Origin of the sequence: Kribbella sp. NBC_00359, from assembly GCF_036097425.1 — a bacterium.
In the GTDB taxonomy this organism is placed as follows: Bacteria; Actinomycetota; Actinomycetes; order Propionibacteriales; family Kribbellaceae; genus Kribbella.
In genome coordinates, this window is sequence record NZ_CP107975.1 from 2,304,904 (window position 1) to 2,330,143 (window position 25,240).

Here is a 25,240-nt window from a genome sequence, read left to right on the forward strand (position 1 = left end):
CAGCTGTCACTGTGCTTGTCTTGGTCACAGGGCCTCCCGGAGCCCGGCCGGGACGGCCAGGTGGCTCTGGAGTACGACGCCCAGCGGCAAGGCGGCCACGAACGCGGAATCCTGCGAGCCGTACGCTGGCCGGAGCAGGATGCGCGCGGTGGCGCCCAGATTGTCGATGGCAGCGACCATGTCGGGAATCTGCTCGGCCGTCATCACCGTTCCGGTCACGACCATGCCGAAGTTGACCAGACCGGCCCCCCGCGCCTCCTCCTGCGCGGTCCGGTCGGCGGCCCGCGCTTCGGCCATCGTCCGTGCGGTCGGCCGGTTCGAGGTGGTCGCGCGGAATGACGCGTTGCGCTTGTCCGCCTCCACCATCCGGGCCGAGGTGGCCGCGTCCAGCGGTCGGTAGAGCAGGGTCACCCGCTTGCGGTCGATGTCGGCGTGCGGCGCGACCAGCTGGGACAGCACCGACGAGAACACCTCACCACGCGGCGCCTGGGTCATCTGCCAGGTCACCGACCACGCGGAGTCGTGCCGGTACTTGTCCCAGAACCCCTGCGCGGCTGCCGGGCCGACGTCGGTCCACTGCAGCTCCGGCGCCATCCCCTGGCTGCGTGCTTCGTCGATCAGTACGGCGGAGGCCGGGTCGTACGCGATCCGGATCGTCTCGCACAGCTCCTGCGCGGTGACCGGCCGGGCCGCACCCGCGCCGGTGGCGTTCAGGCTTTGGGTGAGTGCCGGCAGCCGGGACGCGAGCTCGCGGCCCATGTCCTCTTCCTTGCGGCGCTTGCCGTTGCGGTCCGTGCCCTTGAAGGTGAGCGCGACCCGGGCCGAGACCAGCGCGGAGCCCTCCGGGTAGGTCTGCACCACCTCGGTGAGCATGGCCCGCGCGATGGCCGGCGTGCCGTCCATCATGTTGTTGCCGACCTCACGGCGCAGCCGGATGCCGGTATCGGGCGCGCTCTCCACCGTCACGGACGCGGCGACGATGCCCGGCTCGTGGCCGAGCGAGGCCAGCCACTGACCCCAGTGCGCCACCCAGACGTCCACCTGCTCCTCGTCGACCAGCGACGCACCGTCCGGCTCGGCGTTGATGATCACGGTGAAGTGCCGGGTGCTCGGGTAGAACAGCAGCGCGAACGGCCGTCCGTACGAATCCTTGTACTCGCTCAGCTGGGACGCCGCGGCCAGGCCAGGGATCTGGAACTTGCCCCACGCGGTCCGCCCGAGCGGACCGGAACGGTAGATGTTGTGCTTCGCCATCTTTGCTCGTTGCCATCCAATGCGAGTCGAGATCCGTTGCAACGCGGACTGCCCGTGCTTGTCCTTGGTCATCAGCAGCAGCAGAGCGACCGCGACGAGCAGCAGCGTGATGACCGCGGCGAGCAGGCCGCCCGCCATCATCGTCACGATCGTCAGGAGCAGACCGCCCATCATGATGGCGGTGCCCAAGGTGCCCAGGCCGGCGATACCCGCCGACGCCGGCTGGCGCCAGTTGCCGTAGGTGCGCGGGGCGCTTCGTACGTTGTCAGCCGCTGCCACGTGGTCCGTCCGGAGGTCGAGGTGGAGGTTGCTGGTGCTGTTGCGGCGGCTGCCGGGTCGCCTGCCGCTCCCGGCCCGGGTCGCGAGTGGGGCCACCGCTGCCGCTCGGGCCGCCGCCACCACCGCCACCGCCGCCTCCACCACCGCCACCTGAGCCTTGGTCCATGGCGTCGTTGCCCATGGTTTCGCCGGCGGCCATCTGGCCGGCAGCCTTGGTGGCGTCCACGCCCATCTTCACGGCCACCACCGCGGCCGCGGCCGGACCGGCAGCTGCTGCCGCCCCACCACCAGCGGCTGCGGCTCCACCACCGGCCGCGGCACCTCCACCGCCGCCGGCAGCACCTGCCGCCGCGCCGCCACCACCACCGCCCGCTGCCGCAGCGCCGCCTTCACCGCCTGCCGCGGCACCGCCGCCACCACCACCACCACCGCCACCGCTCGGGGGTTGCGACTGCTGGGTGGCGCGACCGACGTTCTGAGCACCGGTCGGGCCGTCGCCGCCACCACTGCCACTGCCACCGCCTTGGTCGCCGGCTTTGTTGGCCGCGTCGGCCAGCTTGTCCACGGCCGGTCCGCCGAGCCTGGCCGCGAGCATGCCGGCTCCGGCGCCGCTCGCGGTCGCGGCGACCATCGGGACGATGAACCGCATCAGCGCGGGCAGGGCGAACAGGGCGAGCACCAGCATGGTCACGCCGGTGACCATGTTCATGACCTGGCCGCCGGGTGATTTGCCGTCGAAGTTCAGGCCCTGCCCGTTGTTCGAGGTGAGTCTGATCGCGGTCGCGTAGACGATCGCGGCCACCGGTTTGTAGAGGATGAAGGCGAGCAGCCAGGAGATGATCCGCTTGAACCAGCTCCGGCCCATCTCGGTGTTCGTCGCGGCCGCCGCGATCGGCAGCACGCCGAGCAACAGGATCAGCATCGCCGAACGGACCACCATCAGCACGATCTGGATCACGCCCGCGACGATGGTCAGGATGCCGATGGTGATCATCAGGCCGATGCCGATCGGCCCTGCGGCCGCGGAGAAGCCGAGCAGCGCTGCCATCGTGTCCCCGAAGCCCTTGCTGCCGCCGGTGTTGCCCATGCCGCAGTGCCAGCCCTCGCCGTTGTCCCACAGCGCGGTGGTGACCAGGCAGTCGGAGAACTTGTCGCCGAACTCGATCAGCGCCTGCGCGACCGCGATCGCCAGCGTCGAGGCGATGGCCAGCGTGATCAATGACCGGAGGATGTCCCGGGCGGCCTCGCCCCGCTGGCTCCAGGCCATCTGGATGGCGCCGACCAGCACCCCGATCACGGCGACGAAGATCGCGATGTACTGGGTGTGCTCCCAGATGAAGCCGACCGAGCCGTTGGCCGGCTGGCCCGTCGTGGTGCTGCCGACAGCCGGTGTCTTGACGTAGATCCAGAAGGTGCCGATCGTGCCCATCACCAGCGTGATCGCGGCGGCGATGGCATCGAGAATCGGCTGGAAGATCATGCTGATCACCTTGTCAATGACCGGTTGAAGGACATGTTGGACGGCCTTGAGCATGATGTCGTACCAGCTGAGCGGGATCATCTCAGGACGTCCTCGGCGACACGAAGCGCAGGATGGCGGGCAGTGCGACGACCGCGATGATCATCATGGTGACGCCCATGACCACCTTGAGCGTCTCCGGTGTTCCGTCCGGCGCCTTGGCCCCTTCGGGCACCGCCGGGGCGGACATCAGCTTGATCGCGGTGGCGTAGATCAACGCCGCCACCGGTTTGTAGATGATGAATCCGCCCAGCCAGCCGATCGCCCGCTTGAACCACATCATGCCCATCTCGGTGTTCGTCGCCGCGGCAGTCAGTGGCAGTACGCCGACCAGCAGCACGAGCATCCCGTACCGGACGATCATCAGGCCCAGCTGGATGATCGCGGTGATCACCATCAGGATGCCGACGAAGATGATCAGAGCGAACTGCAGTTGTTCCCCCGGATCCATGAGTGGATCGGTCATCCGGGCGGCGAGTTCGTGCGCGAAGGCCTTGTCGTCCGCGTTGAGCGCCTGGCTGATGATCCACGAGGAGAACTCGTCCGAGGCCTGGATCAGCAACGCGGCGAAGCCGGTGCCGGCGGCGGACACCACGACCATGGTGAGCAGCGACCGCAGGATCTCGCGCAGCGGCTCACCACGGTGCGAAACCGCCATCTGGATCGCGGCCACGACCACGGCGATGAAGGCGGCCGCGCCCAGAATGTAGTTCGTATGGACCTGGATGAAGCTGACGGTGCCGTTGTCCGAGACGTCCGGGGTCTTGATGTAGATCCAGAGGAATCCGACGGCCTGCAGCACGACGTTGACGGCCTCGACGACGACTCTCTGGATGGCCTCGAAGATCAGCTTGAAGAAGGGACCCATGACGGCATTGATCGCCTTGCCGAGGTATTCCTCGACACAGTCGTCCCAGTCCCCGGGCCACCAGGAACAGCCGAGCGCGATCACGACGCACCACTGAACCTGACGTAGCCGTCGAGCCCTTGCAGCACGTCCGGCGCGACTTCGCCGTTGAAGCTGCCGTCGGACTTGAGCGCCGCCTTCCAGTCACCGCCCGACCAGACCATCGTGACCGGCAGCGACGCGACGCTCGAGTTGTTCAGCTCGGCCGCGACCTGGATGATCGCGCGGTTGCGCTGGTAGTCGATCACCTTGAAACCGGCGAACTGGACCTGCCCGGTGGCCTGCGGGGTCGAAGGGCTCCGGACCTCGGCGAGCGCACGTGTCCGCCCCGGGCCGGGCAGGACACGCGTCTCCAGTACGGACTCGGCCAGGTCCTGGTTGCGGATCTGGCCGAGCAGCACGAGGGTCGCGAGCACGGCTCCGGTCGGCGAGTGGGCGAAACAGGAACGCACGCCGTTGTCGGCCGTCGTCGCCGGGCCGCCGGCCTTCTGGAGCGGGATGAGCATGTCGGCCTCGAACTGCCACGTGACAGCCGGCGGCGCGGAGTACGGAATGCGCAGGTCCGGCTTCGGGTTCTTGCACCCGCCGGTCGACGAGTTGATCGGCGGCGGCGTGCCCGGCGTGGTGGTGCCGGTGGGTTCCTCCGTGGGTGTGGCGGGCGGCACGGACGGCTCCTCGGTGGGCTGTTCGGTCGGTACGACGGCGGTCGGCGCCGGCGACTGCTGCGAGGTCGGCGTACCCGAGCCGCGGGCGAAGACCCACACCAGCAGACAGACGAACACCGCACCGACGACGATCGCCGAGGCAACGAATCCGCGCTCCTGCCAGAAGCGCGTGCCCTCACCCCCGGCGTCGCCGTCTCCGAGGCCGGAGTCGGGATCCCGGCTGAACAGTCCCATGGCCGATCAGTGTCCGACGAGCCGGCCGATGCTGCTGATCGTCACTGCAGCAGGCCGACCAGCGCCGACGCCGAGCCGATCACGATGCAGGCCGCCAGCACCCAGCCCAGCCGGGCCGCGTGCTCGCCACCCTCGCCGCGCCGCTGGCCGACAGCCATCATGGCGCCGGCGATCACGATGCCGAGGATGCAGATGGTGAAAGCGATCCAGGTGACCCACTTGATCACCAGGTTGAGCTTCTCCGCACCGGGCGGCTTCGAGCCGACGCCAGGGTCATCGACGAGCGGAAGCTGGCTGACAGCGTCCGAGACCACGTGTACCAACATCATCGCGATAGGTGCCTTTCAGTACGGGGCGGGGTAGTCCGCTGGGTTTGACGCGCGAAGAGCGTAGATGGATTCAAGGACTTCGAAAACCTCGTCCGGGGTGTTGTCAGGCGTCGGAGCCTCCCCTCTGCGCCACTCCTCGATCCACGGGATGTCCCACACCCGCGGTACGCCGCCGCCGACGATGTCGGCGAAGTCGTCGAGCACGCGGGGCAGCCGGCCCGGGGCGTCCGCGATCAGCACCAGGCCGAGCACGGCGACTCCCTGGACCACTCCCGAGGCCCACTCGATCGCGGCGCGTTGCGCGGCCCGCAGGCCGGATCCGTGGGTCCGGGCGACCAGGATGACCGGGGTCGGCACCGGTGGCGGCGGGATCGGCCAGCGATGGCCCGCGGCCCGGGTGCCCGGGAGCAGCAGCGACATCGTGGTCTCGCCGGCGCCGCCGTGCACACCGACCCACCACAACGTGTCCGCGACCGGGATCGCGAACTTGGGCAGGCGTTGATCCTCCGCGGGCGCCGGAACACCGTGCTGCGGCGCGGACGGCCCCCGAGGGGTCAGGTCCGGCGAGGGGGTGGGTGACGGCTGTTGCGGACCCGCGCCCGGCTGTTGCTGCTGCCGAGTCCATGGGTTCTGCGTCATGGCCCCTCCTCTCGCGGTGCGTCACAGGCTGTCGCCCACAGTATTCTCTCGCTTTCCGGGTGTACTTTCGTGACCCATCCACAGGCGAGGATGTTTCTACCCCCTTGTCGGGGTCAGTCGAGCCACCGGGCTCGCGTGGTTTCTGCCTGCCCGGAATCCCTGGCATGCCTCGTGCGGGGGCCATGCTAGAACGAGGGCGTCGACGTCGGATGAGCGAGGGAGTTCTGTGGCGGGAATGAGAGGTCGTCGTGGCTGAGAAGATCCCGTCCTGGCCGAAGGTCACGATCCGGCTGTACGACGACCACAACGCCGAGGTGAAGATCGCCGGCCGCAGTCATCCGGTCAACCATCACGACCCGCGGCAGGCCGCGATCGCGCTCGTCAGCGAGCGGGCCGGGCAGCTGGGCCGCCCGGTGAAGGCAACCGCGGTCGAGTCCGACGGCGCCTCCTGGCCGCTGATCATCCACCCGGACGGCCGGGTCGAGGCGGTCGAGCCGGACGGCGGCGGCAGGGGTCGCAGCGGCAACAAGCCGATCTGGCCGATTATCGTGGCGGCCGTGGTCGCCTGTGCACTGATCGCCGGTACGGCGGTCTACCTGCTGGTGTTCAGCAAGGGCGACGGCGTGGCCACGCCGACCGCGTCGCCGAAGCTGCCGGCACTGCCCACGCCGAGCGTCGGGCCGGATCAGTTCGTCGCCCGGCCGGTCCCGCTGGGCTGGTCGGACAACGCGAGCTGGACAGTCGACATCGCGCCCGACTCGACCCCCGCGGTATCCCCGGACGGCACCGAGGTCGCCGTACTGACGCCGGACTCGAAGCTCGCCGTGTTCGACGGCAACGGCAAGGTGCTCTGGCAGGACAAGGTGCCGTCGCAGGTCGGGAGCCCGATCTACACCACCATCGACTCCAAGCGCGTCGTCGCTGTGGCGACCGAGAACACGCTGTACTACTGGGCCGGCGACGGCGCCCTACCGAACGAGATCGAGCTGCCGGACTCGGCGGACCTGCAGTTCTTCGGCGGCTCGCCGCTGGTGCAGATGGGCGAAACCGCCGGAGCCAGCGTGATCTCCGGCGGCAAGCTGAAGACGGTGCCGAACCAGCCGCGTTCGTCCACCATCCTGCTGGCCGAGGGCAGCCGCGCGTTGATGTCGCGGTACCAGGGACCGCTGTACTGGAGCGAGCCGGACAAGCCGCTGCAGGAGGTCAAGCTCACGCCGCCGTCCGGTGCCAAGGGCATCGATCACGTGGTGTCCGCCAGCCCGGGCCGCGCCCTCGTGCTGTGGAAGACGGCGACCGCGGACACCGTGATCCCCGCCGTGCACTCGACCGCCAACGGCACCGCGGTCGCAACGTGCCAGCCCACCAGCGCGGACAACGTGGGCGACTGGCAGTGGGTCCCGGACGCGGCCGGCAACGTCGCGGCCTGGGGTGAGTGCCTCATCGACTTCACCGCTCGGCAGTCGTCCCACTACGCCGACTTCAAGCCGGTGTCGATCACTGGCACGACGATCTATGGGACCGTTCGCAACGATCTGGTCGCCGTCACGCCAGGTCATCCCTCGCACACGCTGGTCAACGACACCGCGCGCCCCTGGGGGCTCGCCGGGGGCCACGCCATCGTCGTACAGAACTCCGTTCTCTTTGCCCTGGACAAGAAGCGATGAGGCCGCTCGGGCGGGTCGTGTCCGGGGTGCTGGCGGTGATGGTGCTACTGGTGCCGTCGGCGCAGGCGCGGGCGGACAACGATCCGGAACCGGTGATGTGGCCCAAGATCGACCAACCGGATACCGGCGCCCAATCGGACCCGACTCCGGTCAGCTGGCCGAAAGTCCTACCGGCAGAGTGAAACACCAAGGCCCGTGTCCCCCTTGCGGGAGGCACGGGCCTTGTGGTGTTGCTGAGGTCAGACGGCCGCGACCTCGAGGCGGACCGTGGCGGCCACCTCGGGGTGGAGCTGGACGGAGACCTGGTGCTTGCCGGTGGTCTTGATCGGCGACTCGATCGCGATCGCGCGCCGCTCGACCAGCGGGCCGCCGGCGGACTTGATCGCGGCGGCGATGTCGGCCGGGGTGACCGAGCCGAACAGGCGACCGGTGTCACCGGCCTTGACATCCAGCGTGACGGTGAGCTGCTCGAGCTGGTTCTTGACCTCGCTCGCGTGCTCCTTGCCCTGGATCGCCCGGGCGTCGCGCGCCCGCTTGATCGACTGGATCTGCTTCTCGGCGCCACGGGTCCAGCCGATGGCCAGGCCACGCGGAACGAGGTAGTTGCGGCCGTAGCCGTCCTTCACCTCGACGATGTCGCCGGGAGCTCCGAGGTTCTCGACCTCCTGCGCCAGGATGAGCTTCATGGTCCGCGCCTCCCTCAGCGAGCCGTGCTCGTGTACGGCAGCAGGGCCACCTCACGAGCGTTCTTGATTGCGGTGGCCACGTCGCGCTGGTGCTGCACGCAGTTCCCGGTCACCCGGCGGGCGCGGATCTTGCCGCGGTCCGAGATGAACTTGCGCAGCAGCGCGGTGTCCTTGTAGTCGACGTACGTTGCCTTGTCCTTGCAGAAGCCGCAAACCTTCTTCTTCGGCTTCCGAATGATCTTGGCCATTGTGGTGCTCTCTTCCTTCCAGAGCCCGGCACATGCCGGAATGGTCTGTCTTACCTGGTCACGACCCGGACCGGATCAGAACGGGGGCTCCTCCATCGAGCCGCCGCCCTGGCTGGCCCAGGGGTCGTTCTGCGGAGCGGCCTGGCCGCCACCGCCTTGTCCCTGCGGGGTCGCCCAGGGGTCGTTCTGCGGAGCGGCACCCTGGCCGCCGCCGAAGCCACCACCCTGGCTGCCACCACCGCCACCACCGAAGCCACCGCCGCCACCTTCGCCGCCGGGGCCCGAGCGCATCGCCCGGGTCACCTTCGCGGTGGCGCTGCGCAGGCTCGGACCGACCTCGTCCACGTCGATCTCGAAGACCGTGCGCTTGTTGCCCTCACGGTCGTCGTACGAACGGGACTTGAGCCGGCCCTGCACGATCACGCGCATGCCACGCTGCAGCGACTCGGCCACGTTCTCCGCGGCCTGGCGCCAGACGGAACAACTCAGGAACAGCGACTCGCCGTCCTTCCATTCACCTGTCTGCCGGTCGTACGTCCGCGGCGTCGACGCGATCCGGAAGTTCGCGACGGCGGCGCCGGACGGGGTGAACCGGAGCTCAGGATCGTCGACAAGGTTGCCGACCAGTGTGACGACGGTTTCGCCTGCCATTGCCGTTCCTCCTGCTATCGGGTGTGACTGTGTCTACAGCTATCAGTAGCGGCTGGCGCCGACAGTACCGATGGCTGCTGACGACCCCAGGGTCAGTGCTGGTCCGGCCGGATGACCTTGGTGCGGAGGATCGACTCGTTCAGCGTGAGCTGACGGTCGAGCTCCTTCACCACCGCCGGCTCGGCGGTCAGGTCGATGACGGCATAGATGCCTTCGGCCTTCTTCTTCACGTCATAGGCAAGCTTGCGACGACCCCAGATGTCGAGCTTCTCGACCGTGCCACCTTCCTTGCGGACGATGTTCAGGTACTGGTCGATGGAAGGCTCCACGGTGCGCTCATCGAGCTCAGGGTCGAGGATCACCATGACTTCATAACGACGCATGCGCGAACTCCACCTCCTTCGGACTTGGCGGCCACGGTCTCTCCGTGGCAGGAGGGCGATGCGGGGTGCTCCGCGCCGACACTTGCCGTCGACGCCAAGCAACGAGCCCGGTCGATGGACCGCGCCACATCCAAGAGAATACCAGCGTCCGGACACCGTCTTGACCATATCCACAGGCCTGTTTCGGTGACTCTGCGTCACCGGCAGACGGGTGCAGGGGTCGTCCGGCGGGCCACCAGCAGGAGCAACGGTACGGCGACAACCGCCGAGATGACCGCGAGCACCGGGAACCCGCCGAGCGTGAAGAGCCACGGTGAGGCGGCTGTGGCCAGCGCGGCGACGGTCCAGATCGACGACTCGACCCTGCTCTCGAGGTCGGTGCCGGCCAGTTGCGCGCTGCCACCGAGATAGCAGAGGTTCCACGCGTAGCCGAGCAGGAACAGTCCCGGAGTGAAGGCCAGACCGGCCTGGCTGATCAGCAGGGCCGACACCAGCAGGAGGGCGAGTCCGGCGAGCATCACCGGCCTGGGCCCGGAGCGGTCGATCAACCAGCCGGTGAGTGGAGACAGGGCGAACATCCCAAGGGTGTGAGCCGACAGCATGACTCCGAGCACGCCGAGACCGTCGCCGTGCAGATGAGCATGCACCGGCACAGCAGTCATCAGCGCGACCATCACCAGATGCCCGACGATCATCACGCCGGCGGCCAGCACGACCGACGTACGACGAGACGGCGCGGAGGGCTCGTGGTGGTCGAGTTCCGGCTCGGCTGCGGGCTGACCGGACCGGATGTACGTCGACGCGACGAGTGCGGCGAAGACGGCGGCCACGGCGAGCAGGAAGGGTCCGGCGACCGCAGGTAGGCCGAGATACGTGGCAAACGACTGGGACGGCGCCATCAGGAACGGACCGCCGGCAGCGCCCGCCGTACTGGCCCAGACGACTGTGCTCATGGCCCACGCGCGTCGAGACGCCGGTACGACGTCTGCAGCGGCGTACCGGGACAGCAGGCTCGCAGCGTTGCCGACGCCGAGCAGGAACATGCCCAGGAACAGCAGCGCCACCGGTGCGCCCACCGCGGCCAGCACTGTCAGCGCTCCACCGGAGACACCGACGCCGTACCCGCTGCGGAGTGCGTGGGCACGTCCAAGGCGAGCAGTCCACCAGCCGACCACCATGGCGCCGACTGCGGTGCCGAGAACCCCTGCCGTGTTGGGCAGACCGGCCAGCGCCGGGCTGAGATCGTCGGCGATCAGGATGGTGCTCACCGCGCTGGCGGCGACCATCGCGGCGTTCATCAGGGCGCCGGCGAGAACGACGGGGATCAGCATGCCAACCACGCTAGAAAGGCCTCGGCCCGCGCTGAATGCCCGAAACAAGGCATCCGGCCTTGCGGAGCACCGATGTCGAAGGTGTTCTGGGGACATGACCTTTCAGGAGCGAGACCTGGACCCGACCGACTGGCAGATCCTCGCCGAGCTGCAGGCCGACGGGCGGCTGTCGTTCAACCAGCTGGGCAAGCGGGTCAACCTGTCACCGCCGGCGGTGGCGGACCGGGTACGACGCCTGGAAGAAGCCGGCGTGATCGTCGGCTACCGCGCCCAGGTGAATCCGGCCCGCGCCGGTCAGCCGCTGTCGGCCTTCGTCCAGATGCGCTGCACGACCGGGCACTGCCTGCTCAAGACCACGCGGGCGGAGGACTTCCCGGAGGTCCTCGAGATCCACAAGCTCAGCGGCAATTCCTGCTCGATGCTCCGGGTCCGCGTCACCTCCATGCGCCACCTCGAGGGCCTCTTCGAACGCCTCGGTGAACACGGTGAGATGAATACGCACGTCGTACTGTCCACCGAGTTCGAGGGCCGCCCGGTGCAGCCGCCGACACAGGATCCGCGGCCGGTCACCCGTTCGGCGGGCTGGGGGTCCTGAGACTGGGGACGAGTTCAACACTGTCGGCGGACGGTTCTAGGGTGGGTTCATGAGTTTCAAGCTGGGTGCCCACGTCGATCAGCAGGACCCGCTGGCCGAGGCGGCCGACCGCGGTGCCGACCTGGTGCAGTTCTTCCTCGGCAACCCGCAGGACTACAAGGCGCCGAAGCTCGCGTACGCCGACGGCGAGGAGGCACTGCGCGAGCGGGCGGCCGCGGCGGGCGTCGATCTGTACGTGCACGCGCCCTACCGGTTGAACGTGGCGAACACGAACAACCGGATCCGGATCCCGAGCCGCAAGCTGCTGCAACAGACGCTCGACAAGGCCGCCCAGATCGCCGTGAAGGGCGTGATCGTGCACGGCGGGCACGTCGGCGACGAGGACGACCCCGAGGCCGGCTTCGACAACTGGCGCAAGTGCATCGAGCGCGCCGAGCTGCCGGTCCCGCTGCTGATCGAGAACACGGCCGGCGGCGAGAACGCGATGGCCCGGCAGCTCGACCGGATCGCCCGGCTGTGGGACGCGGTCCAGGCCTCCGGCAACGACCGCCTGGAGAACGTCGGCTTCTGCCTCGACACCTGCCACTTCCACGCGGCCGGTGAGGAGCTGCCCACGATCGTCGAGAAGGTGCTGGCGATCACCGGGCGGATCGACCTGGTCCACGCCAACGGATCACGCGACGAGTTCGGCTCCGGCGCCGACCGGCACAGCAACTTCGAGGAGGGCCACATCGACCCGGCCGACATCGTCGCGGTGGTGCAGGCCGCCGGCGCCCCGGTCGTCGTCGAGACCCCGAACGCCGATCACGGCCAGAAGGCCGACATCGACTACCTCAGGGCGCACTTGAAGTAGGTGCGTTGAGGTTGTGCAGCCAGTAGGCCAGCCCCCACGGGAGCAGCAGGGCCAAGGCGGTCGTGCTGTGGATGGGAATGCCGGCGACGATCGCGAGCACGAGTAGGACTGTCGTGACTTGGAAGAGGTCGAAGCGCTGGAGCACGCGGGTGCGCAGTGTGAGCCGGTCGAGAGCGCACGCGCTGTAGACGGCGATCAACGCCAGCATGCACACCGCTCCGACGACCACGCCGACCCAGGCCAGTCCGTCGTACCCGTCGGCGTTGCTGAGGATGCCGGACAGTTGGAAGACGCCGGCGAGCAGGGTGAGTAGGGCGCAGGCCCAGAGCAGTCGCGTCGTGGTTTGGCGGGCCCGCTCAGGATCAGGCACGGGGTCCGGTTCTGAGGGCGCCATGGGGGCGACGGTAGCGCAGGGAGAGAATGGCGCGCATGCAGACCTGGGCCGAACGGTTCCCCAAGCTCTTCGCGCCGGACCACTGGGCCTGGGGTGAGGTCGACGTCCGGTACTCGACCGAGGAGCCGGCCGACAAGCTGATCAGCAACGTGCACGTGATCGGCCGGACCAACGGTGGAATCGTTGTCTGCAGCAACGATCTGGGCTGGCGCTTCCTGCCTGGTGGGACTCGCGAGCCGAACGAAACGATCGAGCAGCTCGTGCATCGCGAGCTCATCGAGGAGGCGGGCGCCCGGCTGACCGGACCGCTGACCTGGCTCGGCGCTCACCGGGCCGAGCATCGCCGGCCCACGCCGTACCGCCCGCATCTGCCGCATCCGATCTCCTACTGGGCGACCGTCGTCGCGGACGTTGTGGTCGACGGACAGCCGACCAACCCCGACGACGGCGAGCAGGTGACCGAGGTCCTCGTCCTGCCACCGGACGAGGCGGCCGACTACCTCGACGCCAAGGCCGACGGCGGGGCGATGGGCAGCCAGGTCAGGCTGGCTCAGGCAATGGGACTGGCTTAGCCGACTGCCACGGCAGCACGACGGCACTCAGCAGGCAGGACGCACCCGCGACCCACAGCGCGCCCCGGACCCCGATCAGCGCCGCGAGCACACCACCCAGCGCCATGAAGGCAGGCTGCACGCACCGCGAGCTGATCGACCAGGAGCCGACCACCCGGGCCATGAAGCCGTCCTCGGTCACCTCCATCCGGTACGTCGCGAACGACGGGTTGAACGCACCGGCCGCCACCAGCAAGCCGGTCTCGGCCACGGTGAGCAACACGAGCCCGCCGAAACCGTGTGACGCCAACGGGAACAGCAACAGCCATGGAGCGCGCAGGACGCCGAACACGATGAGCATCCGATGCAGTCCGTGCCGACGGGTGAGGCCAGGCGCCAGCTGGGCTCCCAGCACACCGCCCAGACACGACACCCCGAGAAACACCCCATAGCTCCACGGCGCCAGGCCGAGGTCGCGCAGCATGAAGACCGTCAGCAGAGGCATCGTCATCATCACCGGCCCGCCGAACAGTTGCGAGTTCCAGAACAGTGCTCGCAGTCCGCGATGACGCAGGATGTACCGCCACCCGGCGGTGAAGTCCGCCTTCCCGTCCCGCCGGACCGGCGCCGGTTCGGGCTGCTGGATCCGCCGGACGCCGAGGGCCGACAGCAGGAACGACACCGCGTCGACGGCCAGAGTGGCAGTCGCACCGACCAGGCTGACCAGCGCACCGCCGATCGCCGGACCCACGCTCAGCGTGATCCAGTTGGTCTGCTCGAACCGGCTGTTCGCCTCGGGCCGCGCCTCGGCCGGGACCAGCGCTTTCAGGTGCGCGCCGCTCGCCGCGCTGAACGCGATCAACGCGGCGGCCTGTACGACGCCAACCACGCAGAGCTGCGTGTACGTCAGGACATCGAACACCGCCGCGACCGGGACCGAGCCCAGTACGACGAACCGGGCCAGGTCCGCCGTGATCATCACGGGCCGCTTGCGCCGCTGCTCGATGAAGTCACCCATCGGCAGGCCGAGCAGGCCACCGATCGCGGACAACGCGGACAGCATGGACACCTGGAAGGTGCTGACATCCAGAGCGAGTACGGCGATCAGCGGCAGGGCACCGAGACCGACCGCCGATCCGAAAGCGCTGACAGTGAACGCAACCCACAACCGGTGGAAGTCTCGACCCAAAGACATCCCGCGATCGTAGGAGCCGGCACCGACAGAATCAGCGCAGGTTCAGACCGCCGTCCAGCAGGACGACTTCACCCGTCAGATAGGTGTTGTGGACAAGTGCCGAGATCAGGTCCGCGACATCCTCGGGCTGGGCCGCGCGGCGCATCGGGCTCAAGGTTTTCCACAGCTCTTGCGCCTCGGTCCACGATGCGGTGAGGGGTGTGTCGACCAGGCCCGGCGCCACCGCGTTGACTCGCACGGACGGTCCGAGAGCGGCAGCCAGCAGCTTGGTCACGTGATTGAGTGCGGCTTTCGAGGCGGCGTACGCGACCGAACTGCCCTTCGGCCGGACGCCGGCATGGCTGGTGACGTTGACGATGCATCCGCCCGATTCGGTGAGCGCGGGGAGGGCCGCCGTACACAACAGCCATGGCGCGATCAGGTTGACGTCGAGCAGTCGCCGCCAGTCGTCCGCGGTCAGTCCGTCCAGCTGCGCATGCGGCACCGGCCAGCTGATCCCCGCGTTGTTCACGAGTACGTCGAGCTGCCCATGCTCGGCCAGCACACTCGGGACCAGGGCACTCGCCGCCGCGTCGTCGGAGAGATCGGCCTGGTGATACGACCCACCGAGCTCTGCGGCCAAGGCCTCGCCGGCCTCCCGACTGGAACGCGAATGCACCGCTACGGTCATCCCGTCCGCGGCCAACCGCCGCGCTGTCGCCGCACCGATCCCAGAAGCCGACCCCGTCACCAACGCCACTCTCCGCACCGCCCCACCCTAGAAGCCCGGATCAGGCGCGGTAGCGGAGACCGTCCAGCAGCAGGTTGAGCAGGCGGTCGGCCTGGTCGCGTTTGGAGCCGGCCGCGAGGGCGACGCCGCTGAGGCTGACCAGGACGTCGTCGGCCGAGACGTCGGGACGAATCTCGCCGGCAGCCACGCCCGCGTCCAGCAGTCGTTTGATCGCACCGACCAGGAGCTCGAAGCTCTGGGCGTACGGGTTCGCGCCCGACGCGATCACCGCGCGGAGCGCGTCGGCCATGCCGAGCTTGCGGGTCATGTAGTCGACGAAGCGGTCCATCCAGGCCCGCAGCGCCTCGGCCGGCGGCATCTTGTCGAGCAACTCAGGGGCCGCGGCGCAGACCGCGGCGAGCTCGTTCCGGTACGCCGCCTCGATCAGCAGCTCCCGGGTCGGGAAGTGCCGGTACAGCGTGCCGATGCCGACGCCGGCGTCCTTGGCGATGCCCTCCAGCGTCGCCTCCAGACCGCATTTCGAGAACGCGGCCGACGCGGCGCCCAGGATCTGGTCGCGGTTGCGCTGGGCGTCCGCGCGCAGCGGGCGCTCGGTGGTGCCCGTCATCTCCCCCTCCTCCAACGCGTCTTCAGACCCTAGCGGACTTGATAACCGGAGGAGGCTCCAGTTAACTGCAATTACCGGAGGATCCTCCGTTTACAGCGTAGCTCGCAGAACAGGACAGACCTGATGAGCAGGATCACCACCCCCTTCAGCCATGACTCCACCGCCGCCGAGGTGATCGCCGGCGTCGGCCTGACCGGCCGCCGGGCCGTCGTCACCGGCGGCGCGTCCGGGATCGGCGTCGAGACCGCCCGCGCGCTCGCGTCGGCCGGCGCCGAGGTCACCCTCGCCGTCCGCAACACCGCGGCGGGTGAGCGCACCGCGGCCGGCATCATCGAGAGCACCGGCAACAACCACGTCTTCGTCGCGCCGATCGAGCTCGCGGACCGCGCGTCGGTCCGAGCGTTCGCCGCGAGCTGGACCGGCCCGCTGCACATCCTGGTGAACAACGCCGGCGTGATGGCCGAGCCGCTCAACCGCACGCCGGAAGGGTGGGAGCACCAGTTCGCCACCAACCACCTCGGCCACTTCGGCCTGGCGCTCGGTCTGTACGACGCTCTCGCCGCGGCCGGTGATGCTCGAATCGTCTCGGTCAGCTCCAGCGCGCACCTGCGCTCGGACATCCACTTCGACGACATCCATTTCGAACACCGGCCGTACGAGGCATGGGCGGCGTACGGGCAGTCGAAGACGGCCAACGTGCTGTTCGCCGTCGAGGCGGCCAAACGCTGGGCGAGTGACGGCATCATCGCCAACGCCCTGATGCCCGGCGGGATCCGCACCGCGTTGCAGCGGCACGTTCCTGACGACGTTCAGAAGGCGTGGGACCGCTTCCTGTGGAAGACCGTCGAGCAGGGCGCGTCGACCTCGGTCCTGCTGGCCGCGTCACCGCTCGTCCACGGGGTCACCGGCCGGTACTTCGAGGACAACAACGAGGCGCTGGCTGCGACGGAGGCCGATCCGATGCACGGCGTCGCGCCGTACGCGCTCGATCCGGAGTCGGCCACTCAGTTGTGGGATCTCTCGGAGAAACTGCTGGCCGGCTGACTATCCACAGGTTTGATCAGGTCACCGGCTCGGCTACGGATAAAGGCTCCGGGCCGGTAACCTGACCGACCGTGAGTGACTTGAGCATCCGGACCATCTCGACCGACGAGCACGCTGCGTACATCGCGGCGCAACCGGCGGCGAGCTTCCTGCAGACCCCTGGCTGGGCCGCGGTGAAGAACGAATGGAAGGCGGAGTCGCTCGGCTGGTACGACGCTTCCAACCCGGGCGAACTGCTCGGCGTGGGACTGGTGCTGTACCGGCAGATGCCGAAGGTGAAGCGCTACCTCGCCTATCTGCCCGAAGGCCCGGTGATCGACTGGGACGCCGTCGACCTCGGTCGGTACCTGCGCCCGCTGGCCGCGCATCTGCAGCAGCGCGGGGCGTTCGGCGTACGCATGGGCCCGCCGGTGCCGACGCGGCGGTGGGGCGCGAAGACGATCAAGGACGCGATCGCCGGTGGCCAGCAGCCGAAGCTCGGCGACGTCCGGCCGGATGTGATCGAGCCGTCCGGTGAGATCGTGACCGCGCAGTTGCGCAAGCTCGGCTGGAAGGCGCCGCGGGTCGGTGAAGGGTTCGCCGCCGGGCAGCCGCAGTACGTGTTCCAGGTCCCGCTGGCCGGCCGCGGCCAGGACGACCTGCTGAAGGGCATGAACCAGCTGTGGCGGCGCAACATCAAGAAGGCGGAGAAGGCCGGCGTCGAGGTGACGCAAGGTGGCGTCGAGGACCTGAAGGCGTTCCACCAGCTGTACGTCGAGACCGCGGAGCGGGACCACTTCACGCCGCGGCCGCTGCCGTACTTCGAGAAGATGCACACGGCGATGGCGAACCAGCCGGCCGACTGCTGTGACTTCCGGATCTACAACGCCTACCACGAAGGCGACCTGGTCGCGTCGACGATCTGGGTCCGGGTGGGCGGTCACTCCTGGTACTCCTACGGGGCCAGCTCGACCGCCAAGCGTGACGTCCGTGGATCGAACGCGATCCAGTGGCGGATGATGACGGACGCGCTCGCGGCGGGTGCGTCCGTGTACGACCTACGGGGCATCACCGACACCTTGGACCCGAACGACCCGCATGTCGGGTTGATCCAGTTCAAGGTCGGCACCGGCGGCGAGGCCGTCGAGTACGTCGGTGAGTGGGATCTGCCGTTGAACAAGGCGCTCTACACCGCATTCGACCTCTACATGAGACGGCGTTGACACCATGCCCCTAGTCCTGCACGTCGATTCCGATCGATGGCGTGATCACCTGCGTTCCACGTGGAACCCCGACATCATTCCGGTCGCCAAGGGCAACGGGTACGGGTTCGGCAACCAGCGGCTGCTGGCCGAGTCACGCGCGCTCGGCGCCCGCACGGTCGCGGTCGGGACGTACTTCGAGGTGCCGCCGGACCCGCGCGAGGACATCGTCGTACTCTCGCCGTGGCGGCCGTTCCTCGATGTCCCGCAGAGCAAGAACGTGATCCACACGGTCAGCCGGCTGGCGGACCTGGTCTCGATCCCGGCCGGCAGCCGGGTGCTGATCGAGGTGATGACCTCGATGCGGCGGCACGGCATCGGCGCGCGCGAACTGCGGCACACGATGCTGCTGAACGCGCTCGACCGGATCAAGTTCGAGGGCTGGTCGCTGCACTTCCCGATGGGTGCCGGCGGTACGTCGGCCAACCTGAGGGAAGCGCAGCAGTTGGCGAAGGCGGCGCTCGACGTCCGCAAGGGCACCCTGTGGGTGTCACACGTACCGTCGCAGAAGCTGACCGACATCGGCGAGAGCGTGAAGTTGCGGATAGGCACCGGGCTGTGGCTCGGCGACCGTGGTGCGCTGACGGTCCGCGCGACCGTGCTCGACGTGCACTCGGTGCGCCGCGGCGAGCGGGTCGGCTACCGGCAGCGGCGGGTCAGCGGGGACGGACACATTCTCGTGGTGTCGGGCGGCACGGCCCACGGCGTCGGCCTGGAGGCCCCCACTGCTGCGGCGTCCGTCCGTCAGCGGGCGATCGCCATGGCGAAGGGCAGCCTCGACGCGGCCGGCATGGCGTTGTCGCCGTTCACCATCGAGGGCAAGCAGCGCTGGTTCGCCGAGCCGCCGCACATGCAGGCGAGCATGCTGTTCCTGCCGTCGTCGGTGGCGCCCCCGGCTGTCGGCGACACCGTCGGCGTCGACGTCCGCTTCACCACCACCAGCTTCGACAAGGTGTCCATGGACTAGTGGTGTTGACTTCAGGTGCACCTGAAGTTGCAGCGTGGTGGCATGGGCTTTCTGGAACGGATCGAGGAGTGGCCCGGAGCGGCGGAACTCCGGGCGGAGTCGTACCGGTTGCTCGGACTGAAGCGGGGCGGCACCTGCGTGGATGTCGCCTGCGGGGCCGGGCACGCGGTCGCCGAACTGGCGGCCAAGGGGCTGAAGCTGACCGGCGTGGACACCGACCCCGAAGCGATCGAGTCGGCGCGGGTCAGGGCACCTGGGGCGATGTTTCACGTGGCACGGTCCGATGACCTGCCGTTGGAGGACGAGTCGGTGGACGGCTACCGGGCCGTCCGGCTCTTCCATCTGCTCGAGGACCCGGTCCCGACGGTGGCCGAAGCGTGGCGGGTCCTCCGGCCTGGCGGACGAATCGTGCTCGGCGGGCAGGACTACGGCTTCCTGCTCGTGGACAGCTCCGACCAGGACCTGACCGACGTCGTCCTGCTCGGCCTGGAGTCGCGGTCGGTGTCGCCGCGTGCGGCACGCAGCCTGCGTGACCTCCTCCTCGACACCGGCTTCCGTGACGTCGAGGTCGTCGTACGCACGGAGGTCGTGACGGATCACGGCCTGATGGCTGCCCAGCTCGAGGGCGCGGCGGCGGCCGCGGTCGACAAGGCGCTGATCACCCAGGAAGATGCCGAGGCCTGGCTGACCGAGCAAGCGGACCGGGGACGGCGAGACCGCTTCCTGGCCGCCATCCCGACGTTGCTTGTCGGTGGGCGCCGCTAGCGTTCCGGGGTATGAACGAGAAGATTCCGTTGAAAGGCGTCGTACTGGACGCGCCGGACGCGCGGGAGTTGGCGCGGTTCTACTGCCGGCTGCTCGGCTGGGAGCTGGGCGACGACGAAGCGGACTGGGCGACCGCGATCGGCCCCGACGGCAGCACGAAGTTGTCGTTCCAGGGTGAGCCCGCCTATCAGACGCCGACCTGGCCGAGTACCGCGGAGAACCAGCAGATGCAGCTGCATCTCGACTTCCAGGTCCCCGACCTCGAGTCGGGACACCGGCGCGCGATCGACGCCGGGGCACGGCTGATGGACTTCCAGCCGCTCCCCAACGTCCGCATCTACGCCGACCCGGTCGGCCACATCTTCTGTTTTTTCGTCTAGGGCGTGTCTGATGGTCCAGCGCCGTAGCGAGCAGGTGCTCGGTGCGGTAGCTCGGCGTGCTGGAGTGAAGGCCTCGATGTGGTTTCATCGTGGCCTTTGCTCCAGTGCGGCGAGGTGCCGTGCCGAGTGCCGCGCAGTAGGCGGTGGACCATCAGACACGCCCTACCTCTGTTTGAGGTGGCCCTTCCAGCGGACGGTCGGGAGGAGGGCAGCCGGGTCGACGCGGTCCTTGTTCGCCGAGACGATGTCGAACATCGAGTCGATCAGGGTGTCCGACAGGAGGTGCGGCTGCAGGCCGAGGCCGACCAGGCCGGTGTGCTTGACGTTGTAGTAGTGCTCGGCCTGCTCGACCCGCGGGTTCTCCAGGTGCTCGACCTGGACCGGGCCGGGGAAGCACTCCGCGACCTTCTCCGCGATCTGGGCGACGGAGTAGCTCTCGGTCATCTGGTTGAAGACCCGGAACTCGCCGGCGTCGGCCGGGTTCTCGACCGCGAGCCGGATGCACTCGACGGTGTCCCGGATGTCCAGCAGGCCACGGGTCTGGCCGCCGGCACCGTAGACGGTCAGCGGCTCACCGAGCACGGCCTGGATGACGAACCGGTTGAGCACGGTGCCGAAGACGGCGTCGTAGTCGAACCGCGTCGCCAGCCGCGCGTCCCGCACGGTCTGGTCCGTCTGCTGCCCGTAGACCACGCCCTGGTTGAGATCGGTGACGCGCAGTCCCCAGACGCGGCAGCCGAACTCGAGGTTGTGCGAGTCGTGCACCTTGCTCAGGTGGTAGAACGAGCCGGGCTTCTTCGGGTAGAGCATCCGGTCCTTGCGGCCGTTGTGCTCGACCTCCAGCCAGCCTTCCTCGATGTCGATGTTCGGCGTGCCGTACTCGCCCATCGTGCCGAGCTTGACCAGGTGGATGTCCGGGTTCGTCTCGGCGATGGCGTACATCAGGTTCAGCGTGCCGACGACGTTGTTGTGCTGGGTGTAGACGGCGTGCTCGCGATCGATCATCGAGTACGGCGCTGCCCGCTGCTCCGCGAAGTGCACGATCGCGTCCGGCTGGAACTCCTCCAGCACCTGGTAGACGAAGCCCGCGTCCAGCAGGTCGCCGACGTACGACGTGATCCGCCGGCCGGAGACCTCCTCCCAGGCGGCCACCCGGGCGTCGAGGTCCTGGATCGGCACCAGGCTCTGCACGCCCAGCTCGCGGTCGTAGCCGCGGCGGGCGAAGTTGTCGAGAACGGCCGTGTCGTGGCCGCGATCGGACAGATGCAGCGCGGTCGGCCACCCTAAGTAACCGTCACCGCCCAGAACTAGTACGCGCACGGCTCGGCCGCCTTCCGATGGGACGTTGGCTGTCACTATTCCTTCCTATCCCGAGTAACCGCTCCCCTAACGTGACCAGCCCCACTCAGAACCTGGCAATTGGCTGTGAATCTCGGTCGACCTGCCCAGAGCTGGTGTGGAGGTGCAGAATAGGCCGCGATGCGTGCACTCACCAAGGTCCGGAGCAGACTCGGCCCGCGCCGGAGCCGATTGTTGCTCTGGGCGAGGTACTCGGCGTCCTCCGTAGTCGCCACCGTGGTCAGCCAGGTCGCGTTCGCGCTCTGTTACTGGCTCGGGACGTCGGCCGTCGTGGCGACCCTGGTCGCGTGGCTGACCGGCGCGGTCCCGAACTACGTGCTGAGCCGCCGCTGGGCCTGGGGCCGCCAGGGTCAGCTGTTGCCGTACGCAATGATCGTGATCGGCTCGGCGGTCACCGCCGCACTGGTCACCACGGCGACCGATCACCTGGTCCAGGGGATCGATTCGCACGCCTGGAAGACCGTGCTGGTCACCGGCTCCTACTTCGGCACGTACGGCGTGTTGTTCATCCTGAAGTTCGTGCTGTTCGATCGGCTGGTGTTCGCCAAACCCGCCGCCGTCGCCGACCCTGTCCCAGCACGTATTCCCTCAGCCAGGTAGTGGTCATCACCCGCCCGTAGTTCGCGCCGTACACCAGGCCCGGGCCCTTCTTGCTGGTCCCGTCGCCCCGGCGGCGCATCGTCATCGGCAGTTCCACCACGCGCGCGCCGAGAGCGAGTGCTCCGAGCAACAACTCCGACGACTGGTACTGCGGCTCCCGCAAGGTCACCGCGGTCGCCAGCTCCGCCCGCAGCGCGCGGAACCCGAACGAGGTGTCCGTGAGCTTCCGCCGGGTCAGGATCGACGCGAGTACGGCGAACACCCGGACGCCGACCCATCGCAGCCGGCTGTCCGCGTCTTCCGCTCCGAGCCGCCGCGATCCGGTGACGAAGTCGGCCTCGTCGTCCAGGATCGGCTGCAGGAGTACGTCGAGCTCGTCGTTGTCGTACTGCCCGTCCGCATCGGTGGTCACGACGTACCGCGCGCCGCCCTCGGCAGCGAGGTGATATCCGAGCCGGAGCGCCGCACCCTGACCACGATTGCTCGGGGCAATACAGACGAAAGCCCCGTGCTTGCGGGCGATCTCGGCAGTGTCGTCGGTGGACCCGTCCACGACGACCAGGACGTCGACCGGCAGACCCGCGCAGGTGCGCGGCATGTTGGTGAGCACGGCGCCGATCCCGCCGGCCTCGTTGTACGCCGCGATCACCACGACGACCGGCGCAAGGTCGGGCTTCCCGAAATCCTTCACAGCAAGGGAATCCACGGCATCCGGGTAGTCCGCCATCGCCGGACGCGCCTGGTCCTTGCCCAACAGCGCACGCAGCCCGATGGCTCCCGCCAGCGGGAAGAACACGAGGGCCGGCAACTGATAGCGCCAGGAGAACTCGAACGCCGCCGATCCCAGCAGCAGGATCACACCAGCCGCAGCGGGTAGCAGTGCAGCCGATCGGAGGCCGGACGTCTTCGCCCGCCCCAGTCCGGCCACTGCGGCCAGAGCGATCAGCACGCAGAGACCGAGCAGGCTGCCGGACGTGTAGCCGCCGTGCAGCTGGTACGCGCGCAGGATCTCAGCGGGCACGCGGACGACATGCGGCTCCGACCCGCCCCACCTGTCAGCAGCCTGGGCGGTGTGGGGGTCCTGCAGGTTCGGATACGTGAGCTGGAACTGCCAGCGGTCCAGCGGTACGTCGTCCGGCGACGTGGTCCGCGTCGGCGCGAAGCCCTTGGCGAAGTCCTTCAGCGCGGCCCAGGTGACATCGAGCGGTTGATGCCGGATGACGAGCCTGGCGAACTCGGTGGCCAGTTGCCGCTTGGTGGTGCCGGGTGGCAACGGTCCAGGCCAGTTCGGATCGCCATAGTGATTGTGGGCGTACTTGTCCACGCCGAGGCGCTGTCCGAGCGGCTCCTTGGGACAGAACAGCCTGGTGCCCTCGTTGAGCGGCAGCTTGGCGCAGTTGGCGACCACTGCGGTCCGTCCGTAGAGCACCTGGTTCTCAGCCCCGGTGAAACCCCACCGGCCCGTGTCCGCGTGGTAGTAGATCGCATAGGCCCCGAACACGACAGCGAACCCCGCTATGGCTGCGGCAGTACGCCGTACGAGATCGAGGCGGCGCTTGCGCCAGGCGTTGCCGACGACAATGAGGTAGAGCACGACGGCGACGAGCAGGACCATGCCGATCGCGCGGACCGTGAACGCGGCGCCGATCAGGACGCCTACCAGCGCTGCACGCTTCCAGCCGGGCGAACCGCGGCCGAGGAGCAACCAGAGGATCGCCACCAGCAGTACGTCGAAGGTGGTCTCGGCCATGATGTTCTGCTCGATCTGCACCTGGTAGGCGTCGAGCAGGATCGGTGCGGCCGCCAGCGCGGCCAGCCAGCGGTAGACGGTGAGCCGGCGGGCCAGTGCATAGATCGCGACGCCCAGCAGCAGTCCGACCACGTGCTGCACGATCACGACGAACGTGAGGCCGCCGATCCAGACCAACGGGCGCAGTACGAAGTCGTAGCCGATCGGGTTGAGCTGGTCGGGGCTCAACTTGTCCATGTTGTTGAGGTACTGCACCGAGTCCGTGTAGACGATCGCCGGGCGATACGCGATGGTCGCGAGGACACGCAGCACTATGCCCGCCACCAGGAAGACGGCGAGCAGCCAATGCGTTCTGAGCAGCCTCTTCACTGGCTCTTGAAGTACTGCCACGTGCGGTCTAGCCCATCCTCCAGCGACACCGTCGGCGCGTAGCCGAGGTCGTTGGTGATGTCGACGACGACCGCCGGCATCTCACCGGCCGGCGCCTCGATGTGCTCGGCCGGGACCGCTTGACCGGTCACGGTACGCACGGTGTCGATCATCTCGAGCACCGACACCGACCGACCTGATCCGATGATCGCGCGGCCGTCGTACTTGGTGTCGAGTGCGAGTAGTACGCCGTTCACCACGTCGTCGATGAATACCAGGTCCCGCCGCTGCTTTCCGTCGCCGTACACCCGGACGCCGGTCCCGGTCAGCGCGGCCCGCATCATCCGCGGCACGAAGCTGTCCTTGTGCGACATGCCCGGGCCATAGACGTTGGTGAACCGCAGTGCGGCGGTGGCCAGCCCGTAACTGCCGGAGTACGCCGACAGCAGCATCTCGCACGCCGCCTTGGTCGCGCCGTACGGCGTGAGTGGCCGCAACGGGAGGTCCGCGGTGATGGTCGCCGTACCGACGTCACCGACCACAGCGTTGGTCGAGGCGAGCACGAAGCGATCCACTCCACTGCCCCGGGACAGCTCGAGCAGCACCTGAGTGATCGTCACGTTCTGCGCGAAGGTCTGCATCGGTGCGTCCACAGACCGCAACACCGAGGTCAGTGCGGCCAGGTGAACGACGGCGGTCGGACGTGTCTCGAAGGCCGAGATGCAGACCTCCTGCTCGGCCAGATCACCGGTCACCACGTGAACACCCTCGTCCCACGACGGGTCCGGCGGCTCCCGATCCACAGCGGTCACCGCAACCCCACGCCCCCGCAAGGCCGCCACCACGGCCCGCCCGATGAACCCGGCCGCACCGGTGACCAGCACACGTTCGTCCATGGCCCTCAACCTACCGCTCACGGACCAACTGCAAGACACCAGCGAACGGTGCGCGACGAACCCTTGACCCGGGGTGATCATGATGGGCAGGATCGCCCCGGGCGCGGGCTGACAACCTTGTCATCGGGGCCGCGTAACCAGCTGGCGGGCAGCCT

29 protein-coding genes are annotated in these 25,240 nt (G+C 68.5%); 11 read left to right on the plus strand and 18 right to left on the minus strand.

What is annotated here, in order from left to right; all coding sequences use genetic code 11:
• Window positions 1-24 precede the first annotated feature (24 nt).
• From OG876_RS11310 to OG876_RS11335, 6 genes are read right to left on the minus strand one after another with little or no spacing between them, the layout of a single operon-like run.
• Window positions 25-1,629: an SCO6880 family protein gene (locus OG876_RS11310; protein ID WP_328526891.1), complete on the minus strand. Its 1,605-nt coding sequence runs from the start codon at window positions 1,627-1,629 to the stop codon at window positions 25-27.
• On the minus strand, window positions 1,520-3,094 hold the full coding sequence (locus OG876_RS11315) for a hypothetical protein (protein WP_328524766.1): 1,575 nt from the start codon (window positions 3,092-3,094) through the stop codon (window positions 1,520-1,522). The genes OG876_RS11310 and OG876_RS11315 overlap by 110 nt, the downstream gene beginning before the upstream one ends.
• Before the next feature lies 1 nt (window position 3,095).
• Window positions 3,096-4,004, minus strand: a complete 909-nt coding sequence (locus OG876_RS11320) for a type IV secretion system protein (RefSeq protein WP_328524767.1) — start codon at window positions 4,002-4,004, stop codon at window positions 3,096-3,098.
• A complete protein-coding gene (locus OG876_RS11325) occupies window positions 4,001-4,858 on the minus strand; it encodes a hypothetical protein (protein WP_328524768.1) in 858 nt (285 codons plus the stop codon). Before OG876_RS11325 ends, OG876_RS11320 begins: the two co-directional genes overlap by 4 nt.
• A 41-nt stretch (window positions 4,859-4,899) precedes the next feature.
• A complete protein-coding gene (locus OG876_RS11330) occupies window positions 4,900-5,187 on the minus strand; it encodes a TrbC/VirB2 family protein (protein WP_328524769.1) in 288 nt (95 codons plus the stop codon).
• 15 nt (window positions 5,188-5,202) lie between these two features.
• Window positions 5,203-5,826, minus strand: a complete 624-nt coding sequence (locus OG876_RS11335) for a DUF6668 family protein (RefSeq protein WP_328524770.1) — start codon at window positions 5,824-5,826, stop codon at window positions 5,203-5,205.
• A gap of 248 nt (window positions 5,827-6,074) precedes the next feature.
• On the opposite strand from OG876_RS11335, the gene OG876_RS11340 reads away from it, so the two are divergent.
• Window positions 6,075-7,490: a hypothetical protein gene (locus OG876_RS11340; protein ID WP_328524771.1), complete on the plus strand. Its 1,416-nt coding sequence runs from the start codon at window positions 6,075-6,077 to the stop codon at window positions 7,488-7,490.
• On the plus strand, window positions 7,487-7,672 hold the full coding sequence (locus OG876_RS11345; protein ID WP_328524772.1) for a hypothetical protein: 186 nt from the start codon (window positions 7,487-7,489) through the stop codon (window positions 7,670-7,672). The genes OG876_RS11340 and OG876_RS11345 overlap by 4 nt, the downstream gene beginning before the upstream one ends.
• A 57-nt stretch (window positions 7,673-7,729) precedes the next feature.
• Here the strand turns inward: OG876_RS11345 and rplI are convergent, their stop codons facing one another.
• The 5 genes from rplI to OG876_RS11370 all read right to left on the minus strand — a co-directional run bounded on the left by rplI (window position 7,730) and on the right by OG876_RS11370 (window position 10,789).
• Window positions 7,730-8,176: a 50S ribosomal protein L9 gene (rplI, locus tag OG876_RS11350; RefSeq protein WP_328524773.1), complete on the minus strand. Its 447-nt coding sequence runs from the start codon at window positions 8,174-8,176 to the stop codon at window positions 7,730-7,732.
• Window positions 8,177-8,190: 14 nt separating this feature from the next.
• Window positions 8,191-8,424, minus strand: coding sequence for a 30S ribosomal protein S18 (rpsR, locus tag OG876_RS11355; RefSeq protein WP_012924539.1), 234 nt, complete (start codon window positions 8,422-8,424; stop codon window positions 8,191-8,193).
• A 75-nt stretch (window positions 8,425-8,499) separates the two neighbouring features.
• Window positions 8,500-9,075: a single-stranded DNA-binding protein gene (locus OG876_RS11360; protein ID WP_328524774.1), complete on the minus strand. Its 576-nt coding sequence runs from the start codon at window positions 9,073-9,075 to the stop codon at window positions 8,500-8,502.
• Window positions 9,076-9,167: 92 nt separating this feature from the next.
• On the minus strand, window positions 9,168-9,458 hold the full coding sequence (rpsF, locus tag OG876_RS11365) for a 30S ribosomal protein S6 (RefSeq protein WP_132211461.1): 291 nt from the start codon (window positions 9,456-9,458) through the stop codon (window positions 9,168-9,170).
• 197 nt (window positions 9,459-9,655) lie between these two features.
• Window positions 9,656-10,789: an MFS transporter gene (locus OG876_RS11370; protein WP_328524775.1), complete on the minus strand. Its 1,134-nt coding sequence runs from the start codon at window positions 10,787-10,789 to the stop codon at window positions 9,656-9,658.
• A 94-nt stretch (window positions 10,790-10,883) separates the two neighbouring features.
• Between OG876_RS11370 and OG876_RS11375 the strand changes: the two genes are divergently transcribed.
• Window positions 10,884-11,384 (plus strand): Lrp/AsnC family transcriptional regulator, encoded by a 501-nt coding sequence (locus tag OG876_RS11375; RefSeq protein ID WP_328524776.1) that lies wholly within the window; start codon window positions 10,884-10,886, stop codon window positions 11,382-11,384.
• Window positions 11,385-11,433: 49 nt separating this feature from the next.
• Complete coding sequence (locus OG876_RS11380) at window positions 11,434-12,237, plus strand: deoxyribonuclease IV (RefSeq protein ID WP_328524777.1); 804 nt, start codon at window positions 11,434-11,436, stop codon at window positions 12,235-12,237.
• On the opposite strand, the gene OG876_RS11385 is transcribed toward OG876_RS11380, so the two are convergent.
• Window positions 12,218-12,631 (minus strand): hypothetical protein, encoded by a 414-nt coding sequence (locus OG876_RS11385; RefSeq protein ID WP_328524778.1) that lies wholly within the window; start codon window positions 12,629-12,631, stop codon window positions 12,218-12,220. The two genes, OG876_RS11380 and OG876_RS11385, sit on opposite strands and share 20 nt — an antisense overlap.
• 35 nt (window positions 12,632-12,666) lie before the next feature.
• Here OG876_RS11385 and OG876_RS11390 point away from each other — a divergent pair, with 35 nt between their 5' ends.
• Window positions 12,667-13,203: an NUDIX hydrolase gene (locus tag OG876_RS11390; RefSeq protein WP_328524779.1), complete on the plus strand. Its 537-nt coding sequence runs from the start codon at window positions 12,667-12,669 to the stop codon at window positions 13,201-13,203.
• Here the strand turns inward: OG876_RS11390 and OG876_RS11395 are convergent.
• From OG876_RS11395 to OG876_RS11405, 3 genes are read right to left on the minus strand one after another with little or no spacing between them, the layout of a single operon-like run.
• Window positions 13,172-14,377, minus strand: coding sequence for an MFS transporter (locus OG876_RS11395; RefSeq protein WP_328524780.1), 1,206 nt, complete (start codon window positions 14,375-14,377; stop codon window positions 13,172-13,174). The two genes, OG876_RS11390 and OG876_RS11395, sit on opposite strands and share 32 nt — an antisense overlap.
• Before the next feature lie 31 nt (window positions 14,378-14,408).
• A complete protein-coding gene (locus tag OG876_RS11400; protein ID WP_328524781.1) occupies window positions 14,409-15,125 on the minus strand; it encodes an SDR family NAD(P)-dependent oxidoreductase in 717 nt (238 codons plus the stop codon).
• A gap of 22 nt (window positions 15,126-15,147) precedes the next feature.
• On the minus strand, window positions 15,148-15,714 hold the full coding sequence (locus tag OG876_RS11405) for a TetR/AcrR family transcriptional regulator (protein ID WP_328524782.1): 567 nt from the start codon (window positions 15,712-15,714) through the stop codon (window positions 15,148-15,150).
• A 123-nt stretch (window positions 15,715-15,837) separates the two neighbouring features.
• On the opposite strand from OG876_RS11405, the gene OG876_RS11410 reads away from it, so the two are divergent.
• The 5 genes from OG876_RS11410 to OG876_RS11430 all read left to right on the plus strand — a co-directional run bounded on the left by OG876_RS11410 (window position 15,838) and on the right by OG876_RS11430 (window position 20,111).
• Window positions 15,838-16,758, plus strand: coding sequence for an SDR family NAD(P)-dependent oxidoreductase (locus OG876_RS11410; protein WP_328524783.1), 921 nt, complete (start codon window positions 15,838-15,840; stop codon window positions 16,756-16,758).
• A gap of 71 nt (window positions 16,759-16,829) precedes the next feature.
• A complete protein-coding gene (locus OG876_RS11415) occupies window positions 16,830-17,960 on the plus strand; it encodes a lipid II:glycine glycyltransferase FemX (protein WP_328524784.1) in 1,131 nt (376 codons plus the stop codon).
• A 4-nt stretch (window positions 17,961-17,964) separates the two neighbouring features.
• On the plus strand, window positions 17,965-18,966 hold the full coding sequence (locus OG876_RS11420) for an alanine racemase (protein ID WP_328524785.1): 1,002 nt from the start codon (window positions 17,965-17,967) through the stop codon (window positions 18,964-18,966).
• Window positions 18,967-19,008: 42 nt separating this feature from the next.
• A complete protein-coding gene (locus OG876_RS11425; protein WP_328524786.1) occupies window positions 19,009-19,731 on the plus strand; it encodes a methyltransferase domain-containing protein in 723 nt (240 codons plus the stop codon).
• Between the two features lie 11 nt (window positions 19,732-19,742).
• The gene (locus OG876_RS11430; RefSeq protein WP_328524787.1) at window positions 19,743-20,111 is read left to right on the plus strand and encodes a VOC family protein; all 369 of its coding nucleotides are present in this window, start codon (window positions 19,743-19,745) and stop codon (window positions 20,109-20,111) included.
• A gap of 162 nt (window positions 20,112-20,273) precedes the next feature.
• Here OG876_RS11430 and OG876_RS11435 read toward each other — a convergent pair whose 3' ends face one another.
• The gene (locus tag OG876_RS11435) at window positions 20,274-21,431 is read right to left on the minus strand and encodes an NAD-dependent epimerase/dehydratase family protein (RefSeq protein WP_328524788.1); all 1,158 of its coding nucleotides are present in this window, start codon (window positions 21,429-21,431) and stop codon (window positions 20,274-20,276) included.
• A 159-nt stretch (window positions 21,432-21,590) separates the two neighbouring features.
• Here OG876_RS11435 and OG876_RS11440 point away from each other — a divergent pair, with 159 nt between their 5' ends.
• Entirely contained in the window at window positions 21,591-22,070 is a 480-nt protein-coding gene (locus OG876_RS11440) for a GtrA family protein (RefSeq protein WP_328524789.1), read from the plus strand.
• On the opposite strand, the gene OG876_RS11445 is transcribed toward OG876_RS11440, so the two are convergent.
• Both OG876_RS11445 and OG876_RS11450 read right to left on the minus strand, forming a co-directional pair.
• Window positions 21,976-24,189: a glycosyltransferase family 2 protein gene (locus OG876_RS11445; RefSeq protein ID WP_328524790.1), complete on the minus strand. Its 2,214-nt coding sequence runs from the start codon at window positions 24,187-24,189 to the stop codon at window positions 21,976-21,978. The genes OG876_RS11440 and OG876_RS11445 overlap by 95 nt on opposite strands.
• The gene (locus OG876_RS11450; protein WP_328524791.1) at window positions 24,186-25,085 is read right to left on the minus strand and encodes an NAD-dependent epimerase/dehydratase family protein; all 900 of its coding nucleotides are present in this window, start codon (window positions 25,083-25,085) and stop codon (window positions 24,186-24,188) included. Before OG876_RS11450 ends, OG876_RS11445 begins: the two co-directional genes overlap by 4 nt.
• Window positions 25,086-25,240: the final 155 nt, after the last annotated feature.

Excerpts from the sequence above, each read along its gene's own strand:
- OG876_RS11385 (WP_328524778.1), bottom strand. The coding sequence starts at position 12,631 with ATGGCGCCCTCAGAACCGGACCCCGTGCCTGATCCTGAGCGGGCCCGC.
- OG876_RS11390 (WP_328524779.1), top strand. The coding sequence starts at position 12,667 with ATGCAGACCTGGGCCGAACGGTTCCCCAAGCTCTTCGCGCCGGACCAC.
- OG876_RS11410 (WP_328524783.1), top strand. The coding sequence starts at position 15,838 with ATGAGCAGGATCACCACCCCCTTCAGCCATGACTCCACCGCCGCCGAG.
- OG876_RS11315 (WP_328524766.1), bottom strand. The coding sequence starts at position 3,094 with ATGATCCCGCTCAGCTGGTACGACATCATGCTCAAGGCCGTCCAACAT.
- OG876_RS11420 (WP_328524785.1), top strand. The coding sequence starts at position 17,965 with ATGCCCCTAGTCCTGCACGTCGATTCCGATCGATGGCGTGATCACCTG.
- OG876_RS11450 (WP_328524791.1), bottom strand. The coding sequence starts at position 25,085 with ATGGACGAACGTGTGCTGGTCACCGGTGCGGCCGGGTTCATCGGGCGG.
- OG876_RS11330 (WP_328524769.1), bottom strand. The coding sequence starts at position 5,187 with ATGATGTTGGTACACGTGGTCTCGGACGCTGTCAGCCAGCTTCCGCTC.
- rplI (WP_328524773.1), bottom strand. The coding sequence starts at position 8,176 with ATGAAGCTCATCCTGGCGCAGGAGGTCGAGAACCTCGGAGCTCCCGGC.
- OG876_RS11405 (WP_328524782.1), bottom strand. The coding sequence starts at position 15,714 with ATGACGGGCACCACCGAGCGCCCGCTGCGCGCGGACGCCCAGCGCAAC.
- OG876_RS11325 (WP_328524768.1), bottom strand. The coding sequence starts at position 4,858 with ATGGGACTGTTCAGCCGGGATCCCGACTCCGGCCTCGGAGACGGCGAC.
- OG876_RS11335 (WP_328524770.1), bottom strand. The coding sequence starts at position 5,826 with ATGACGCAGAACCCATGGACTCGGCAGCAGCAACAGCCGGGCGCGGGT.
- rpsF (WP_132211461.1), bottom strand. The coding sequence starts at position 9,458 with ATGCGTCGTTATGAAGTCATGGTGATCCTCGACCCTGAGCTCGATGAG.
- OG876_RS11375 (WP_328524776.1), top strand. The coding sequence starts at position 10,884 with ATGACCTTTCAGGAGCGAGACCTGGACCCGACCGACTGGCAGATCCTC.
- OG876_RS11345 (WP_328524772.1), top strand. The coding sequence starts at position 7,487 with ATGAGGCCGCTCGGGCGGGTCGTGTCCGGGGTGCTGGCGGTGATGGTG.
- OG876_RS11430 (WP_328524787.1), top strand. The coding sequence starts at position 19,743 with ATGAACGAGAAGATTCCGTTGAAAGGCGTCGTACTGGACGCGCCGGAC.
- OG876_RS11425 (WP_328524786.1), top strand. The coding sequence starts at position 19,009 with ATGGGCTTTCTGGAACGGATCGAGGAGTGGCCCGGAGCGGCGGAACTC.
- OG876_RS11360 (WP_328524774.1), bottom strand. The coding sequence starts at position 9,075 with ATGGCAGGCGAAACCGTCGTCACACTGGTCGGCAACCTTGTCGACGAT.
- OG876_RS11380 (WP_328524777.1), top strand. The coding sequence starts at position 11,434 with ATGAGTTTCAAGCTGGGTGCCCACGTCGATCAGCAGGACCCGCTGGCC.
- OG876_RS11395 (WP_328524780.1), bottom strand. The coding sequence starts at position 14,377 with ATGTCTTTGGGTCGAGACTTCCACCGGTTGTGGGTTGCGTTCACTGTC.
- OG876_RS11370 (WP_328524775.1), bottom strand. The coding sequence starts at position 10,789 with ATGCTGATCCCCGTCGTTCTCGCCGGCGCCCTGATGAACGCCGCGATG.
- OG876_RS11440 (WP_328524789.1), top strand. The coding sequence starts at position 21,591 with ATGCGTGCACTCACCAAGGTCCGGAGCAGACTCGGCCCGCGCCGGAGC.
- rpsR (WP_012924539.1), bottom strand. The coding sequence starts at position 8,424 with ATGGCCAAGATCATTCGGAAGCCGAAGAAGAAGGTTTGCGGCTTCTGC.